Annotated in this window: 18 protein-coding genes; 14 read left to right on the top strand and 4 right to left on the bottom strand. The window is 56.6% G+C overall.

Features of this window, described 5'->3' with window-relative positions; translation table 11 throughout:
• Nucleotides 1-33 precede the first annotated feature (33 nt).
• The 6 genes from glgC (at nucleotide 34) to WC392_07145 (ending at nucleotide 6,219) form a co-directional block, all read left to right on the top strand.
• Nucleotides 34-1,311: a glucose-1-phosphate adenylyltransferase gene (gene glgC / locus WC392_07170; protein ID MFA5242143.1), complete on the top strand. Its 1,278-nt coding sequence runs from the start codon at nucleotides 34-36 to the stop codon at nucleotides 1,309-1,311.
• Nucleotides 1,312-1,375: 64 nt separating this feature from the next.
• On the top strand, nucleotides 1,376-3,121 hold the full coding sequence (locus WC392_07165; GenBank protein MFA5242142.1) for a glycoside hydrolase family 57 protein: 1,746 nt from the start codon (nucleotides 1,376-1,378) through the stop codon (nucleotides 3,119-3,121).
• A 48-nt stretch (nucleotides 3,122-3,169) separates the two neighbouring features.
• The gene (locus WC392_07160; protein ID MFA5242141.1) at nucleotides 3,170-5,191 is read left to right on the top strand and encodes an alpha-amylase/4-alpha-glucanotransferase domain-containing protein; all 2,022 of its coding nucleotides are present in this window, start codon (nucleotides 3,170-3,172) and stop codon (nucleotides 5,189-5,191) included.
• A gap of 53 nt (nucleotides 5,192-5,244) precedes the next feature.
• A complete protein-coding gene (locus WC392_07155) occupies nucleotides 5,245-5,733 on the top strand; it encodes an FKBP-type peptidyl-prolyl cis-trans isomerase (GenBank protein MFA5242140.1) in 489 nt (162 codons plus the stop codon).
• A gap of 93 nt (nucleotides 5,734-5,826) precedes the next feature.
• A complete protein-coding gene (locus WC392_07150) occupies nucleotides 5,827-5,964 on the top strand; it encodes a hypothetical protein (protein ID MFA5242139.1) in 138 nt (45 codons plus the stop codon).
• 9 nt (nucleotides 5,965-5,973) lie between these two features.
• Nucleotides 5,974-6,219, top strand: coding sequence for a transcriptional antiterminator, Rof (locus tag WC392_07145; GenBank protein ID MFA5242138.1), 246 nt, complete (start codon nucleotides 5,974-5,976; stop codon nucleotides 6,217-6,219).
• Here WC392_07145 and WC392_07140 read toward each other — a convergent pair.
• The 4 genes from WC392_07140 to WC392_07125 are packed head-to-tail and all read right to left on the bottom strand — an operon-like array spanning nucleotide 6,188 to nucleotide 10,852.
• Nucleotides 6,188-6,949 carry an SAM-dependent methyltransferase gene (locus tag WC392_07140; protein ID MFA5242137.1) on the bottom strand — a complete coding sequence of 254 codons (762 nt, stop codon included), beginning with the start codon at nucleotides 6,947-6,949 and terminating at the stop codon, nucleotides 6,188-6,190. The genes WC392_07145 and WC392_07140 overlap by 32 nt on opposite strands.
• Nucleotides 6,950-6,958: 9 nt before the next feature.
• Nucleotides 6,959-7,534 carry a Maf family nucleotide pyrophosphatase gene (locus WC392_07135; protein ID MFA5242136.1) on the bottom strand — a complete coding sequence of 192 codons (576 nt, stop codon included), beginning with the start codon at nucleotides 7,532-7,534 and terminating at the stop codon, nucleotides 6,959-6,961.
• A complete protein-coding gene (gene oadA / locus WC392_07130) occupies nucleotides 7,534-9,399 on the bottom strand; it encodes a sodium-extruding oxaloacetate decarboxylase subunit alpha (GenBank protein MFA5242135.1) in 1,866 nt (621 codons plus the stop codon). The genes WC392_07135 and oadA overlap by 1 nt, the downstream gene beginning before the upstream one ends.
• A gap of 34 nt (nucleotides 9,400-9,433) precedes the next feature.
• A complete protein-coding gene (locus WC392_07125) occupies nucleotides 9,434-10,852 on the bottom strand; it encodes an acetyl-CoA carboxylase biotin carboxylase subunit (protein MFA5242134.1) in 1,419 nt (472 codons plus the stop codon).
• Between the two features lie 217 nt (nucleotides 10,853-11,069).
• Here WC392_07125 and WC392_07120 point away from each other — a divergent pair, with 217 nt between their 5' ends.
• From WC392_07120 to fabF, 8 genes are all read left to right on the top strand, one after another.
• On the top strand, nucleotides 11,070-11,504 hold the full coding sequence (locus WC392_07120) for a YceD family protein (protein MFA5242133.1): 435 nt from the start codon (nucleotides 11,070-11,072) through the stop codon (nucleotides 11,502-11,504).
• Between the two features lie 18 nt (nucleotides 11,505-11,522).
• Nucleotides 11,523-11,702 carry a 50S ribosomal protein L32 gene (gene rpmF, locus WC392_07115; GenBank protein MFA5242132.1) on the top strand — a complete coding sequence of 60 codons (180 nt, stop codon included), beginning with the start codon at nucleotides 11,523-11,525 and terminating at the stop codon, nucleotides 11,700-11,702.
• A 60-nt stretch (nucleotides 11,703-11,762) separates the two neighbouring features.
• A complete protein-coding gene (gene plsX / locus WC392_07110) occupies nucleotides 11,763-12,785 on the top strand; it encodes a phosphate acyltransferase PlsX (GenBank protein MFA5242131.1) in 1,023 nt (340 codons plus the stop codon).
• On the top strand, nucleotides 12,786-13,745 hold the full coding sequence (locus WC392_07105; protein MFA5242130.1) for a beta-ketoacyl-ACP synthase III: 960 nt from the start codon (nucleotides 12,786-12,788) through the stop codon (nucleotides 13,743-13,745).
• A 99-nt stretch (nucleotides 13,746-13,844) separates the two neighbouring features.
• Nucleotides 13,845-14,768 (top strand): ACP S-malonyltransferase, encoded by a 924-nt coding sequence (gene fabD / locus WC392_07100; GenBank protein MFA5242129.1) that lies wholly within the window; start codon nucleotides 13,845-13,847, stop codon nucleotides 14,766-14,768.
• 11 nt (nucleotides 14,769-14,779) lie between these two features.
• Nucleotides 14,780-15,520 (top strand): 3-oxoacyl-ACP reductase FabG, encoded by a 741-nt coding sequence (gene fabG, locus WC392_07095; GenBank protein MFA5242128.1) that lies wholly within the window; start codon nucleotides 14,780-14,782, stop codon nucleotides 15,518-15,520.
• Nucleotides 15,521-15,615: 95 nt separating this feature from the next.
• A complete protein-coding gene (gene acpP, locus WC392_07090) occupies nucleotides 15,616-15,852 on the top strand; it encodes an acyl carrier protein (GenBank protein MFA5242127.1) in 237 nt (78 codons plus the stop codon).
• A 31-nt stretch (nucleotides 15,853-15,883) separates the two neighbouring features.
• The gene (gene fabF, locus WC392_07085; GenBank protein MFA5242126.1) at nucleotides 15,884-17,116 is read left to right on the top strand and encodes a beta-ketoacyl-ACP synthase II; all 1,233 of its coding nucleotides are present in this window, start codon (nucleotides 15,884-15,886) and stop codon (nucleotides 17,114-17,116) included.
• Nucleotides 17,117-17,126 lie beyond the last annotated feature (10 nt).

Genomic DNA, 17,126 nt, shown 5'->3' with positions numbered 1-17,126 from the left:
CTGTCGCCACCAACAAAGTAAGGGAGAAATTTCTTGTATTCATCCACTACTCCTCGTTTCATCAGTCTGCTGACCAAGAATACGGTAGCACTGATTCTCGCCGGGGGCCGGGGTAGCCGCCTGCATGCGCTCACCGACTGGCGTGCCAAACCGGCGGTACCGTTTGGAGGCAAGTTCCGCATCATTGATTTTCCACTTTCCAATTGCGTCAATTCCGGTATTCGCCGCATCGGCGTCGTTACCCAGTACAAAGCGCACAGCCTGCTGCAGCACCTGCACCGCGGCTGGAGTTTTCTGCGCGGCGAATTCAATGAATTTGTCGAATTGCTGCCGGCGCAGCAGCGTATCCAGGAATCCTGGTACAAGGGCACTGCGGATGCGGTTTTTCAGAATCTCGACATCATCCGGGGCTACAAGTCCGAATATGTGCTCATTCTGGCGGGTGATCATATTTACAAGCAGGATTATGGCGAGATGCTGGCGTTCCATAGCGCCCATGCGGCTGACTTGACCGTGGCCTGTATGGAAGTGCCGGCGGAAGAGGCTTCGGCATTTGGTGTCATCACGGTGGACGAGCAGCAGCGCGTGGTGAAATTTACCGAAAAGCCTGAATATCCGGACGAGATTCCCGGCAAGCCTGGCAGGGTCATGGTAAGCATGGGGGTTTACGTATTCAACACGAATTTCCTGTTCGAACAACTGATCCGGGATTCCGATGACTCCCATTCCAGCCATGACTTCGGCAAAGACATCATCCCGTATCTGGTCAGCCGCTATCGGGTATTCGCGCATCCCTTTGAAGACAGCTGTGTCGGCCTTCAGAACGGTGAACCTTACTGGCGTGATGTGGGAACGATCGACGCCTATTGGGAAGCCAATATGGAGATGACCAAAATCACGCCCTACCTCAATCTCTATGACAAGGAGTGGCCGATCTGGACCTATCAGGAGCAGTTGCCGCCAGCCAAGTTCGTATTTGATGATGACTCCCGGCGTGGCTATGCGGTGGATTCCCTGGTGTCTGGCGGATGCATCATCAGCGGAGCTTCGATTCGCCGCTCCCTGCTGTTTTCCAGTGTCAGCGTCCATAGTTACGCCGAGATCGAGGATTCTGTCATTCTGCCAAACGTGGAGATCGGCCGTTATGTCACCCTCAAGAAAGTGGTGCTGGACAAAGGATGCATTATTCCCGAAGGCATGACGATTGGCGTTGATCTGGTTGAGGATGCCAAGCGTTTTCATGTGACGGAAAAAGGTGTGACCCTGGTTACGCCTGAAATGCTTGGGCAGCAGGTCCACCAGGTTCGTTAATTCCCCCTCCCTTGATTATTGAGCGCCCCCCGCCTGGTGCGGGGAGTGCAGGTTGTTATCGTTTATGCGCCCCCAGAAAAAACTGAAACTTGTCTTTTGCTGGCATATGCACCAGCCGGATTACCGTCACCATGTCACAGGTGAATTTGCCTTGCCGTGGACCTATCTCCATGCCATCAAGGACTATACCGACATGGCTTACCACCTGGAGCAGACGCCGGGTGCGCGGGCAGTCGTCAACTTTGTCCCTATACTGCTCGATCAACTGGAAGATTACAGCGACCAGTTTCAGAGCGGAAAGCTGCGTGATCCCCTGTTGCGTTTGCTCGCGGCCAAGGATCTGGAGCATGTGACCCTGGAGCAGCGCAAGCTGATTCTGGAAAGCTGTTTTCGCAGCAATCACAGCAAGATGATTGAGCCTTATCCTGCTTACAAACGCCTGTACGACCTGTTCAAGGTGCATGAAGCGGAAGGGGTGGAGCACTTTCACTATCTGTCCAGCCAGTACCTGACGGATTTGCTGGTGTGGTATCACCTTGCCTGGACCGGTGAAAGCGTGCGTCGCGAGAATGAGTTGCTGGTGGCCATGATGTCCAAGGGCTGTATGTTTACTTTCAAGGAACGCCAGCAACTGGTGTCCCTGATCGGCGAACTGATTCAGGGCATCATCCCTCGCTACCGCAAACTGGCTGAAGACGGGCAGATTGAGCTTTCCACCACGCCTTATTACCATCCAATAGCGCCACTCCTGCTGGATTTGAACAGTGCGCGCGAGAGTGTGCCAGGGGCCGAGCTTCCCGTGTCGCATGCTTATCCTGGCGGTGCGCAACGGGTGTCGTTCCATGTGTCAGAGGCCTTTGCCATGCATGAGCATTACTTTGCACAGCGTCCGGCTGGCATGTGGCCTGCGGAAGGAGGTGTTTCACAGGCGGCTGCGCTACTGATGGCCAAAAACGGCTGTCGCTGGATCGCTACCGGTCAGGCCGTGCTGAGCAATAGCCTGCGGCAGGCAAAGCAGGAAGAGCTTCTGAAGAACCCGGTCAATTATCTCTACCGCCCTTATCGTATTGCGGATGGGGAGCATGAAATTTCCTGCTTTTTCCGCGATGATCAATTATCCGACAAGATTGGTTTTGAGTACGCCAAATGGTTCGGTCGTGATGCCGTCATCGATTTTTCCCAAAATCTGGAGAAAATCTGGCACAACAGCAGCGGACACGAAAACCCGGTTGTCAGCATTATTCTGGACGGCGAGAATGCATGGGAATATTACCCTTACAACGGCTATTACTTCCTCTCCGAGTTGTATGAAATGCTGCAGGATCATCCGCATATCGAGATGACCACATTTCGTGATTATCTGGATGAGTGCGCCAGGGAGCAGGCTGATGAGCCGCACCCTGCCTACCACTGTGCGGAAAGCAGGACCTTGCCGCATCTGGTGGCGGGAAGTTGGGTCTATGGCGATTTCTCGACCTGGATCGGATGTCCGGAAAAAAATCGCGCTTGGGATTTGCTATGCCAGGCCAAGCAAAGTTATGATCTGGTCATAGCCAGCGACCGGCTTTCTCCGGATCAAAAGGACAAGGCTTCCCGCCAGCTTGCGGTGTGCGAGGGCTCGGACTGGTTCTGGTGGTTTGGCGACTATAATCCGGGCGATAGCGTAAGAAGTTTCGACCAGCTGTATCGCGAGAATCTTGCTGATCTTTACCGCATGCTGATGCTGGTTCCCCCTCTTGAACTTGATGTACCCCTCAGCCAGGGCGGTGGTAATGCAGAAGCAGGCGGGACCATGAGACGGGGTTCCTGAGCGGGTCTTCGGATGGGAAATAAACTTAAAACAGAGAACCTCTGAATCATGACAAAATCGGTTGCACTCCTTCTTGGCGTTCACGCTCATCAGCCTGTGGGTAATTTCCCGGAAGTATTGCAGGATGCCCATGCGCGCTGCTACGGCCCATTCATTCGCACTCTCCACCGCTATCCGGATTTTCCATTCGCGCTGCATTTTTCGGGCTGGCTGCTGGATTACCTGCTGCAGCATTATCCGGAAGACATGGCAATGCTGAATGAGATGGTGCAGCGCGGTCAGGTGGAACTGGTCGGGGCGGGAGAAACCGAACCGGTGTTGGCGGTCATTCCCAATCGTGATCGCATCGGCCAGATTGTCGCGCTTTCAGACAAGCTGGAAAAGAAATTCGGGCAGCGCCCAGAGGGCGCCTGGCTGACCGAGCGGGTTTGGGAGGCGACGGTAGTGCCAGCCCTGGCGGATGCGGGAATCCGCTATGTCACGGTGGACGACTACCATTTCCTGTGCACCGGCAAAATGGCATCCGAGCTCAACGGGTTTTATACGACCGAGGAAGATGGACGCCGTCTGGACCTTTTCCCTATTTCTGAGGCGCTGCGTTACCGTTTTCCCTTTTCTCCCGCGCTTGAAGCGGTTCAGTATCTGGAGAGCCTGGCGGGTGAAGGACAAGAAGCAGCAGTCTATTTCGATGACATCGAGAAATTCGGTATCTGGCCGGAAACTTACGAGTGGGTGTATGAAAAAGGCTGGCTGGAGGATTTTATCCGCGGCGTGCTGGCCTCGCCTTTGATCCGCCCCATGAAATTCAGCGATTATCATGCCGAGGCGCACACATGCGGTATCGTCTATCTGCCTACGACATCCTACATCGAAATGAACGAATGGACCTTGCCCGCGCAGGCTGCCAATACCTATGCAAATCTGGTTCAAGAGGCAAAATCCAGAGGCTTGTTTGATCGCGACAAGGCATTCCTGCGTGGCGGTATCTGGAAAAACTTTATTACCCGTTACCCTGAATCAAACTGGATGCACAAGCGCATGCTGCAATTGTCGCAGCGTTTCCATGCACTGCCGGAGAGCAAGAAAACCGGGAAAATGCAAGAGCTGCTTTACCAGTCCCAGGCCAACGATGCCTATTGGCATGGTTTGTTCGGCGGCTTGTACCTCCCTCATCTGCGACGCGCTATCTACAACGCCATCGTGGCGCTGGAAGCCCTGCTGGACAAGGTGGCTGCACGCCCCCCGGTAATGATCGAGGATCTTGATCTTGATGGCAGGAAGGAAGTGTTTATCCATACTGACGAGATTCAGGCAGTAGCACGCCAGGATGGGAGCGCCGCGATATGCGAACTGGATGCCTATCTCCTGAAACATAATTTTGGCGATACGCTGGCGCGCCAGTCCGAACATTACCACCGGAAGATGCATCTTGCCCGGGATGCGCAGCATTCAGGAGAGGGCATTGCCAACCCCCATGAGCGTGTCAGTTTCAAGCACCATATAACGCAGGCTGATCTGCAAGTGGATGATGTCCAGCGCATGCTTTTCCTTGATAGCCTGGTCAATGGAGAAGCCGTGACACCCTTGCGGAGCTATATTTTGCGTCCGGCAGATGGCCATGTTTCACATTTAACGTTTAGTTGCGAACAAGGCAATGTTTTGATCGATAAACGGATTTCCGTTTCCGGAAAGCGTCTGCGCGTGAGTTACCAGTTCAACGGCGTGATGCATGACCAGTTCCGGACAGAAATCAATCTGGCCATGCCAAGCTGTGATGGTCCGGCAGGTCGATTTGTCTTCAATGACCAGATTCCTGGCGGATTTGGACAGCCTCTGCAATTCGAAAAAGCCAAAAAACTGGATTTGCAGGATGAGGTGCTGGGTGGCGTGCTGTCTTTGCACCTCAATTCTCCGGCACTGATTCAGAGCCAGCCTCACTTCTCGGTCTCGCAGTCCGAAGCCGGTTTCGAGAAAATCATGCAGGCGGTAACGCTGACCCTGACCTGGCCGCTAGCCCGCCAGGTGAAGGAACTCATTGTGGATATTGATGTGAGCAGGCTTGGTGCATGATGCCAGCCGGGCTACAATGCCACCCTTTCGAAATTAATTAAAGATTACGCGCCATGTCTGAAGAAAGAGTTGCCAGGAACAAGGCTGTCTATGTAACGTATTCCATCATCAACCAGTCGGGCTCGGTGTTTGAACAGTCGGACTTGCCCGTGGGCTATGTACATGGCTGCAACAGCCCCTTGTTCGAGAAAATCGAAATGGCACTGGAAGGCCACAAGGTTGGAGACCGGGTTGAAGTTTCGCTCAACCCCGCCGAGGGCTTTGGTCCGCACGATCCCAATCTGACGTTTACCGATGATATCGGGAATGTGCCTCCCGAGTTCCGCCGCATCGGCGCGGAAGTCGAACTGGAGAATGAGCATGGAGAGAGCAGGGTCTTTCGTGTTAGCCATATTGCCGATGGCAAACTGACGGTGGATGCCAACCATGCGCTTGCTGGCCAGACAGTCACCTTTGTGGTGGATGTGATCAATATCCGCGATGCCAACATGGATGAGATCGTCAATGGGCTTCCTGTCGATCAGAGTCATTCGCTGCATTGACAAACCATTGTTCTGGCTGGAGGTGTCGAATTGTCTTGCTGGCAAAAACTGGCTATCCTGTATTCATCGTCTATCTGAACAAGGAATGATTTAATGGCATTTATTGCATTCTATATCGTTGCCATCGCAATTCTGGTTGCGCATTTCACTGGCTGGCTGGCACGCCATAACGTGGAGTGGCTGGTGCTGGTGCTGGCAGCAGCGGTGTTCCCGGCAGTCATTTTCCTCTGATTTGTCTGCGTGTCCGGGTACCAACCCATCTCCTGCGTTCAGCACGAACGCCTCGAATTCAGCGTTTTACGCAAAATTCCGCTACAGATTGAATATTGCCAGGGTGCGGATAAAATCCATCAGACCGTGATGCCGCTGGACGTGGCAACACGCAGCGGCGCGGAGTGGTTGAAATTCAGGGTATGTGGCACTGACGAGATCGTCGAAATCCGGCTCGACAACATCATTTCCTTTGCCGAGCAGTTGCCTTCTTAGCTCCCTTGTCGGCAGGCCTGCGATAAAGCACAAACACCGTGGGGTGTTTGTCGCAATCCGGCAGTTTTCTTTTCCATTCGGCAATGCTTTTTGTGCAGATGTTCTCGCTTGCCAGGGTCAGATCCGTCGCAACACACAACTCGGTTTCATTCGCGCAGGTGGCAACCAGATCTTGCAACAGTTGCTGGTTGCGATAGGGCGTTTCGATGAAAATCTGGGTCTGGTTCAGACGCAGCGAATGCTGTTCGATCTCCTGGATTTTATTGATCCGTGCGGATTTCTCCGCCGGCAGATAGCCGAGGAAGGCAAAACTCTGGCCATTGAGTCCCGACCCCATCAGGGCGAGCAAAATCGACGAAGGGCCTACCAGAGGCACGACCCGGATGTTGCGCGCATGGGCGAGGCGCACCAGGGTGGCGCCAGGGTCGGCAACGGCCGGGCATCCGGCCTCGGACAGCAGCCCGACATCCTCTCCGTCGAGCAGGGGTTGCAGCAGGCTTTGCAGTTCTTCCTTGCGTGTGTGTTCATCAAGGGTGGACATGCGGATTTCCTGCAGTGCGGTCGCAGTCCCGGTCTGCTTCAGAAACTGCCGTGCGGTTTTGGGGTGTTCGGTGACAAAGGTGCGCAGCGTGGCCGCCAGGCGCCGGGCCTGTTCGGGAAGAATGGCCGAAAGCTCGCTGCCTTCGCCGAGCGTGGTCGGGATCAGATATAAAGTGCCCAGCTTATTCATTGCGAGCCCTTAGATGACCGGATAATTCTCGTTGTTGAGCATGTCGATCAGGGCAATCAGCGGCAGCCCGATCAGGGCATTGGGGTCATCGCCCTCCATTCTGGCGATCAGGGCGATGCCCAGACCTTCGGATTTGGCGCTGCCGGCGCAGTTGTAGGGCTGTTCCTTGAGCAGGTAATGCTCGATCTGGGCATCGCTCAGATCGCGGAAGCTTACGGTGAATGGAACCAGGCGGTTCTGCACGCTGCCGGTTTTGCTGTTGTAGAGGCACAGGGCAGTATTGAACACCACCTTTCTGCCGCGCATGCGGCGTAGCTGGCGCGTGGCGTTTTCGTGCGTGTGTGGCTTGCCGAGCTGCTCTCCATCCAGCGTGGCGACCTGATCCGAGCCAATAATGAGGGCATCCGGAAAATGTGAGCCCGCCACGCGCGCTTTGGCTTCCGCCAGGCGCGTGGCGGTGTCAACGGCGGTTTCGCCAGGCAATGGGGTTTCGTCCAGTTCCGGCGCAAAGGTGCTGAACGGCAGTTGCAAGCGGTTCAGCAGGTCGCGCCGGTAGGGCGAGGTGGAGGCGAGGATGAGTTCCATTATTCTGGCTGGATGTCTATCAACATTTCATCGGGGGTGACGCTGTCGCCCTTGGCCACGAATACCGCAACCACGGTGCCGCCGATGGGGGCCTGCACCTCGTTTTCCATTTTCATGGCCTCGATGACCAGCACCGGGTCGCCGGCTTTGACCACGGAGCCTTTTTGCGCCAGGACCTCCACGATAGTACCGGGCATCGCGGTGGTGACGTGCCCCGGGCGCGTCGGACGCGGGCGTTTTCCTGCCGGAGCATTTTTCTTGCCACCTGATCCGCGGGCTTTCCCGCTGCCTGACGCAACACCGCCCGGACCACCATAGACTTCGATTTCACTCAAGGCTTCGACCAGCACCTCCTCAGACACGCCATCCACGGAGACGTAGAAGGGGCGCGTGTCCGCTCCATGCTGTCCCGACCCGGTGACGTGAATATGGTAGGTTTCGCCGTGCAGGGTGACATTGAATTCGTTGGCGGCATAGAACGGTCCGCAAGCCAGGTTGGTCTCAGGAGGCAGTAGTTGCTCCGGCTTCAGGGCGCCAGCGGCGCGCTCCTGCAGGAAGTTGCGCCCCAGTTCGGGAAACATGGCATAAGTCAGCACGTCTTCCTCGCTCTTGGCCAGGCTTTCGATCTCCCCGCGCAGCTTGTCCATTTCGTCTCCCAGAAGGTCTGCCGGGCGGCAGGTGATGACTTCCTGGTTGCCGATGGCGATGCTGCGCACTTCTGAATTGACTGTTCCTGGCGCCTTGCCATAGCGGCCCTGCAGATAGTTTTTCACTTCGGTGGTGATTGACTTGTAACGCTCGCCGGTGAGCACGTTCAATACCGACTGCGTGCCAACAATCTGCGAGGTGGGCGTGACCAGGGGAGGGTAGCCGAGATCCTCGCGCACGCGGGGGATCTCTGCCAGCACTTCGTCCATGCGGTTGAGCGCGTCCTGTTCCTTCAACTGGTTGGAGAGGTTGGAAATCATGCCGCCGGGCACCTGGTTGACCAGCACGCGCGTGTCCACGCCGGTGAAGCCGCTCTCGTATTGCCAGTATTGTTTGCGCACCTCGCGGAAATAGGCGGTGATTTCCTGCAATGCGCCAAGATTGAGGCCGGTGTCGAATTCCGTGCCGGCCAGGGCGGCAACCACGCTTTCCGTGGAGGGGTGGCTGGCGCCTTCACCAAAGGATGAATTACAGGTATCCAGAATGGTGGCGCCGTTTTCCACTGCCTTGAGAAAACACATGGCGGACAGGCCTGAGGTGGCGTGGCTGTGCAGGTGGATCGGAAGGGAAATGGCCACTTTCAGCTCCTTGACCAGTTCGCCAGTGTGATAAGGCGTCAGCAAACCAGCCATGTCCTTGATCGCCAGCGTATCGCAGCCCATGGCTTCCAGTTCCCGTGCCATCTGGACGAAGTAGGAGATGTCATGCATCGGGCTGGTGGTGTAGCTGATGGCTCCCTCGGCAGTTTTGCCGGCTTTCTTCACGGCTTCGATGGAAACCTTCATGTTGCGCAGGTCGTTCATGGCATCGAAGACACGGAACACATCTACACCGTTATCAGCGGATTTCTGCACGAACGCGCGTACCACATCGTCCGAGTAGTGACGGTAGCCAAGCAGGTTCTGCCCGCGCAGCAGCATCTGGATGCGGGAATTGGGCAGCGCTTTGCGCAAGCTCTTGAGGCGATCCCATGGGTCTTCGCGCAGGAAGCGTACACAGGCGTCGAACGTGGCGCCTCCCCAGGCTTCGAGCGACCAGAAACCGGCGTTGTCGAGTTTCTTGCAGATCGGCAGCATGTCCTTGGTGCGCATACGGGTTGCGATCAGGGACTGGTGGCCGTCACGTAAAACAAGTTCGCTGATGAAAACTTTAGCCATGCTCTATATCCTAAATTTTGGATTTCACCGTGTACTAAAGGCCCATATGGGCCGCGATTGCTGCTGAAATGGCGGCCGCAAGCGCATCTCTGGGTGGGCGCACGGAATAATTGACCAGTTCGGGGTGTGCTTCGACAAAGCTGGTGTCAAACTTGCCATTGCGAAAATCGGGATGTTGCAGAATTTCCTGGTAGTAAGGGATGGTCGTTTTTACGCCATACACCACCATGTCGTTCAATGCGCGCTGGCCGCGTGCCACCACGCCTTCCCAGGTCAGATTCCACACCGTCAGTTTTGCGCACATGGAATCGTAATAGGGCGGGATTACATAGCCGGAGTACATGGCAGCGTCGGTGCGCACGCCGGGGCCACCCGGCGCGTAATAGCGCGTGATGCGGCCAAAGCTGGGCAGGAATCCGTTCTTGGGATCTTCCGCATTGATGCGGAATTCCATGGCAAAACCGCGGTAATTTACGTCTTTTTGCTGGTATTGCAGCGGCAGGCCGCTGGCGATGCGTATCTGCTCCTGCACGATGTCGATGCCGGTAATGGTTTCCGTCACGGTGTGCTCCACCTGCAGGCGGGTGTTCATTTCCATGAAGAAGAATTGGTCGTTGGAGTCGAGCAGAAATTCCACCGTGCCGGCGTTGACGTAGCCCACGGCCTTCGCGGCGTCCACTGCCAGATCGCCGATATGGCGGCGCTGCGCTTCGGTGAGCTGGGGCGAGGGGGCGATCTCGATCAGCTTCTGGTTGCGGCGCTGAATCGAACAGTCGCGCTCGAACAGGTGAATGACGTTGCCAAAGCTGTCGCCCAGCACCTGCACCTCGATGTGGCGCGGGTTGACCACGCATTTTTCGAGAAATACTTCCGGTTTGCCAAAGGCCTTGCTGGCTTCGGATACCACGCGATCAAAATTCTTGAGCAGTTCTTCTTCGCTGTTGCAGCGCCGGATGCCGCGCCCGCCACCGCCGTTGGTGGCCTTGAGCATGACCGGATAGCCGATCTTGCCTGCTAGCTGGCGGGCTTCTTCCACGTCAGCCAGATTGCCTTCGCTGCCGGGTACGACCGGCACACCGGCTTCGATCATGGCCTTGCGGGCCTGGATCTTGTCGCCCATCTGGTGAATGACCTCTGCAGACGGGCCGATGAAAGCGATGCCGCGCTTGGCACAAATTTCTGCCAGGACCGGGTTTTCCGAGAGGAAGCCATAGCCCGGGTGAAGCGCGCCACATCCGGCGGCCACCGCCAGATTGACGATATTATGTGCGTTGAGGTAGCCAATGACAGGATCGGAACCGATGTTATAGGCTTCATCCGCTTTTTTTACATGCAGTGCATGGCGGTCGGCATCAGTATAGATAGCCACGGATTTGATGCCCATTTCGGAACAGGCGCGCACGATGCGGACGGCTATTTCACCGCGGTTGGCAATAAGAATTTTTTTGATCACGTGACAACCCGAATCTCAATTTGTTTTTTGCTGATTCTGGCGCTGGCAGGCCAGTATCGATCGTGAGCAGCAGGCGGCGCCATGGCTTGTAAGGTAAAATCCTCAAAGGCTTTTTGACACAAAAGCCGAAAAATTATATCATGTGCGGCTTATGTCTGAACAGGCTGTAATCGATAACCTTGACTTTGCCCGGAACGGGCGGGTGATGCACGGAAGCGTGCCGCTGGCTGAATTGGCCAGGTTGCAGGATGCGCTGCTGTCCGATCAAGGTGTTCTGGATTATACCCTGTCAGGGAAAATTGGCGCAAAAGGCGAGCCTCTGCTGATTTGCAGTGTTGCGGGCAAGCTGGTTTTGCAGTGCCAGCGTTGCCTTGATGCGTTGGAATATCCGCTTCAGGTCGAGTCCCGGTTGCTGCTGGTGCAGGGCGCCACGCAGTTTGATGTTCTTGATGATGGTGATGAAGACGCGGATTCAATACCGGCCAGTGCTGAAATGGATGTGCTGGCGCTGGTTGAAGATGAAGTCTTGTTGAGTTTGCCGATTTCGCCGCTGCATCCTCCGGAATTATGTCTGGGGAAGGGCGCGGACAAAGTGGCAAGCGAAAAAGGAAACAATCCGTTTGGTGTCCTGGCGGCACTGAAGGTTAAATGATTATTCAAGGAGTTTGAAATGGCAGTTCAGCAGAACAAAAAATCCCCGTCCAAGCGTGGTATGCACCGTGCGCACGATTTCCTCACCAACCCGCCTTTGGCCGTTGAGCCAACCACGGGTGAAGTGCATCTGCGCCACCATGTAAGCCCGAGCGGCTTCTACCGTGGGCGCAAGGTTGCCCGCGCCAAAGGCGAATAAGAAGCTTATCCCGTCCGCGGCCGGGCTCCTCCGGCTGCATGCAGCTGATTAGCTGTTCTTATGGATATTACTGTTGCGATTGACGCCATGGGCGGCGACCATGGCGCGCATGTTACCGTGCCCGCTGCGCTGGAAATTCTGCGCCGTGACGCCGATATCAATATCGTCCTGGTTGGCCTGACCGAAGCCATTGAGTTCGAACTTCGCGCATGTCGCGCAGAGGTCGGCCCGCGCCTGCGCATTCACCATGCCAGCGAAGTGGTGACCATGGACGATCCGCCTGCTCAGGCACTGCGTAGTAAAAAAGATTCTTCCATGCGCGTCGCGATCAACCTGGTCAAAAGCGGCGAGGCGAACGCCTGTGTCTCCGCCGGTAACACCGGCGCCCTGATGGCAATTTCCCGATTTGTGTTGAAAACCCTGCCCGGCATTGATCGCCCCGCCATTGCCAGCATGCTGCCCAGCCTCAAGGGACATGTCTACGTGCTCGATTTGGGTGCGAATGTGGATTGCAGTGCGGAGCATCTGTTGCAGTTCGGTATCATGGGTGCAATGCTGGCGTCGGCGGTGGAGCACAAGGAAAAACCCAGCGTTGGTCTGTTGAATATCGGTGAAGAAGATATCAAGGGCAACGATGTGGTGAAGCAGGCAGGCGAACTGCTGCGCAACAGTCACCTCAACTTTTACGGCAACGTGGAAGGTGACGATATTTACAAGGGCACTACCGACGTGGTGGTGTGTGATGGTTTCGTCGGCAATGTGGCGCTGAAAACATCCGAAGGGTTGGCCCAGATGATGGGCAAGTTCCTGCGCCAGGAATTCAGGCGCAATCTGTTTACCAAGCTGCTGGGTTTGCTTGCCATGCCGGTACTGAGTGCATTCAAGAAACGGATGGACCACCGCCGCTATAACGGTGCAAGCCTGCTGGGCCTGCGTGGTATCGTGGTGAAAAGCCACGGCTCGGCTGACAGTTTCGCCTATCAGTTTGCCATTGAAACCGCCGTGGAGGAGGTACGCAACGGCGTATTGCGGCGAATTACAGAACAAACGTCGTTGTTACATAAAGAACAAGGAGCCGTCTGAATGTTTTCCCGGATCACCGGCACGGGCAGCTATCTGCCGAACAAGGTGCTGACCAACCATGATCTGGAACGCATGGTGGATACTTCGCATGACTGGATATTCAGCCGCACCGGCATCAATCAGCGCCATATCGCAGCCGACGATGAATCCACCAGTGATCTGGCCCTGCATGCCAGCCGGCATGCCATTGAGGCGGCAGGCATCGATCCTCAGCAGATCGACCTGATCATCGTCGGCACCACCACGCCGGACCGTGTTTTCCCTAGTACAGCCTGCCTGTTGCAAAACAAGCTGGGCATCAAGAGCGGCGGACCTGCATTTGACATTCAGGCCGTGTGCAGCGGTTTTGTCTATGCGCTTTCCACCGCGGACCAGTTCATCCGCAGCGGGCAAAGCAAATGTGCGCTGGTGGTTGGCGCGGAAACCATGTCGCGCATCGTGGACTGGACGGATCGCAATACCTGCGTTTTGTTTGGCGATGGCGCCGGCGCGGTGATCCTTCAGGCGAGTGAAACCGAAGGCATTATTTCGACTCATTTGCATGCTGATGGCGCTTACAAGGATCTGCTGGCGGTGGAAGGTGGTGGCTGCGGCGTAAGGCGGGAAGGTGATCCGCGCGTGGTAATGGATGGCAGCGCGGTATTCAAGTTTGCCGTGGGCGTGCTGGATTCCATCGTGGAAGAAACCCTCAGCGCCAATGGCATGCAGAAATCCGACATTGACTGGCTGGTGCCGCATCAGGCCAATATCCGCATTATCCAGGCCACCGCAAAAAAACTGGGCTTGCCCATGGAACGCGTGGTGCTGACCGTGGACCGCCATGGCAATACTTCGGCGGCTTCCATTCCGCTGGCGCTGGATACCGCAGTGCGCGAAGGCAGGATCAAGCCCGGCGAAACCATCCTGATGGAAGGTGTCGGCGGCGGTTTTACCTGGGGCTCGGCGCTGGTGCGCTGGTGAAATAGCCTTCAGCGGTCAGCTATCAGCCGTCAGCTGTGACATTAGACGGCGTTTCTCACTGATGGCTGATGGCTGATAGCTGATAGCTAAAGGATAAATATGAAATTGGCATTTGTTTTTCCCGGTCAGGGCTCCCAGTCGGTTGGGATGATGCAGGGCTTCGACGCGCTGCCGGTGGTGCGTAAAACTTTTGAAGAAGCGGGCGAGACCCTGAAACTGGATTTGTGGCAGATGGTGACGGCCGGTCCGGTTGAAACGATCAATCAGACCATCAATACCCAGCCCGTGATGCTGAGCGCCGGTGTGGCGGTGTATCGCGCCTGGCAGGAAATAGGCGGCAGGCAGCCGGAATTCATGGCGGGCCACAGCTTGGGAGAATATACCGCGCTGGTGGCTGCTGGTGCCTTGTCGTTTGCCGATGCGCTGCCGTTGGTGCGCTACCGCGCGCAGGTGATGCAGGAGGCGGTGGCTGAAGGCGTGGGCGGCATGGCGGCGATTCTCGGGCTCGACGATGATGCCGTGCGCGCGGTGTGCGCCGAGGCGGCTCAGGGTGAGGTGGTGGAAGCCGTCAATTTCAACTCGCCCGGCCAGGTGGTGATCGCAGGCAGCAAGGCTGCCGTGGAACGCGGCATGGAACTGGCCAAGGCCAGGGGCGCAAAACGCGCGCTGCCCCTGCCGGTCTCGGTGCCTTCGCATTGTAGCCTGATGAAACCGGCAGCGGAGAAACTGGCGGCTTATCTGCAATCTGTTGCCATGCAGACGCCCCAGGTGCCGGTATTGCACAACGCCGATGTCAGGAGCTACAGCGGCGCGGTGGAAATCAAGGATGCGCTGGTGCGTCAGCTTTACATGCCGGTGCGCTGGGTTGAGACCGTGCAGGCGCTTGCAGCCGCGGGCGTGACGCATGTCGCCGAGTGCGGCCCGGGCAAGGTGCTGGCCGGTTTGAATAAACGCATAGTTGCCGATCTGCAGGGACTGGCGCTGACCGATGCGGCAGCGCTGGAACAAGCCAAGTCAATCTGAGGAAAATGAATATGCTGCAAGGACAAGTCGCGCTGGTGACTGGCGCCAGCCGGGGAATCGGTCAGGCGGTTGCACTCGATCTGGGAAAGAATGGCGCAACCGTGATCGGCACTGCCACCAGCGAGAGCGGAGCGGAAAAGATTTCTGCCTACCTGAAAGAGGCGGGCATCAAGGGCGCAGGCTTTGCGCTGGACGTGAACGACAAGGCGCAGGTCGCCGCCGTGCTGGAAGCGATTCAGAAGCAGTTCGGCGAGATTGCCGTCCTGGTCAACAATGCCGGCATCACCCGCGACAATCTTCTGATGCGCATGAAGGAAGATGAGTGGGACGCGATCATGGAAACCAACCTGAAATCGGTGTTCCGCATGAGCCAGGCAGTGCTGCGCGCCATGATGAAGGCGCGCTATGGCCGCATCATCAGCATCGCGTCGGTGGTCGGCACCATGGGCAATGCGGGTCAGACCAATTATGCTGCTGCCAAGGCGGGCATCATCGGCTTTTCCAAATCCCTGGCACGCGAAGTTGGCAGCCGCAACATCACGGTCAATTGCGTGGCGCCCGGCTTCATCGATACCGACATGACGCGCGCCCTGTCCGAAGACCAGCGCAATGGCCTGCTGGCCCACATCCCGCTGGGGCGTCTTGGCCAGGTTGAAGACATTGCCGCCGCCGTGACCTTCCTGGCTTCGCCCCAGGCGGGTTATGTCACAGGCACGACATTGCATGTCAACGGCGGCATGTATATGGATTGACGCGGCTTTCCGCGCCATTGGTGTGGCGTGCAAAGTCTGTTAAAATACGGCGAATTTTTTGCTGGACCCCAACATCAACACAAAGGAAATTAAAGATGAGCGACATCGAACTGCGCGTTAAGAAAATTGTGGCCGAGCAACTGGGCGTGAACGAAGCCGAAGTCAAGATCGATTCCTCCTTCGTTGACGATCTGGGTGCGGATTCCCTCGACACCGTTGAACTGGTGATGGCGCTGGAAGAAGAGTTCGACTGCGAAATTCCTGACGAAGAAGCGGAAAAAATCACCACCGTGAAACAGGCTGTTGATTACATCAACGCCCATCCCAAGTAATTCCCTGTTTTAACCCGGTAACGGAGTCACCTTGGCTAAACGCAGAGTAGTCATCACCGGATTGGGCGCAGTATCCCCGGTCGGTATCGGGGTCGGCGAGACATGGAGCAACATCGTCGCTGGCAAATCCGGTATCACCCGGATCACCCGCTTCGATGCTTCCGCCTTTGCTTCCCAAATCGCTGGTGAAGTAAAGAATTTTGACGTCACCCAGTATCTTTCTGCCAAGGAAGCCCGCCGCATGGATATTTTTATCCATTACGGCATGGTGGCTGGCATGGAGGCGTTCCGGGACTGCGGCCTGGAAGTCACGCCGGAAAATGCTGACCGTATCGGGGTCAATATCGGTTCGGGCATCGGCGGCTTGCCGATGATCGAAGATACTCACAACACCTATCTGGAAGGCGGTCCGCGCAAGATTTCGCCGTTCTTCATCCCGGGCACCATCATCAACATGATTTCGGGCAACCTGTCGATCATGTTTGGCCTGAAAGGCCCCAATATTGCCGTGGTGACAGCCTGCACCACCGGTCTGCACGCGATTGGCATTAGCGCACGTACCATCGCCTACGGCGATGCGGACGTGATGGTTTGCGGCGGTGCCGAATCGAGCGTATCGCCCCTGGCAGTTGGCGGATTTGCTTCCGCCAAGGCGCTTTCCTCGCGCAACGATGATCCCGCGACGGCAAGCCGGCCCTGGGACAAGGGGCGGGATGGCTTCGTGCTGGGCGAAGGCGCCGGTGTGCTGGTGCTGGAAGAGTATGAGCATGCCAAGGCACGCGGTGCCAGGATTTACGCCGAACTGGCCGGCTTTGGCATGAGCGGCGATGCCTATCACATGACCGCGCCCGATACCGACGGGCCGAAACGCTCCATGGCCAACGCCCTGCGTGATGCTGGCGTCAATCCGGATGAAGTCCATTACGTCAATGCCCACGGCACTTCCACGCCGCTGGGCGACAAGAACGAAACCGAGGCCATCAAGCTGGCTTTTGGCGATGCCGCGCGCAAGCTGGTGGTCAACTCCACCAAATCCATGACCGGCCACCTGCTGGGTGGCGCAGGCGGTCTGGAGTCGGTGCTGACCGTGCTTGCCGTGCACAACCAGATTTCTCCACCCACCATCAACATCTTCGAGCAGGATCCCGAGTGCGATCTGGACTACTGCGCCAACACGGCAAGAAAGATGAAAATCGACGTGGCGCTGAAGAACAACTTCGGTTTTGGCGGCACCAACGGTTCGCTGGTGTTCCGCCGCGTTTAACCCTCTCCCT

The organism is Sulfuricella sp. (assembly GCA_041651995.1).
Taxonomy (GTDB): domain Bacteria; phylum Pseudomonadota; class Gammaproteobacteria; order Burkholderiales; family Sulfuricellaceae; genus Sulfurimicrobium.
Note: the sequence above shows the minus strand (reverse complement) of the source record. Positions and strands in the feature narration are given on the sequence as shown.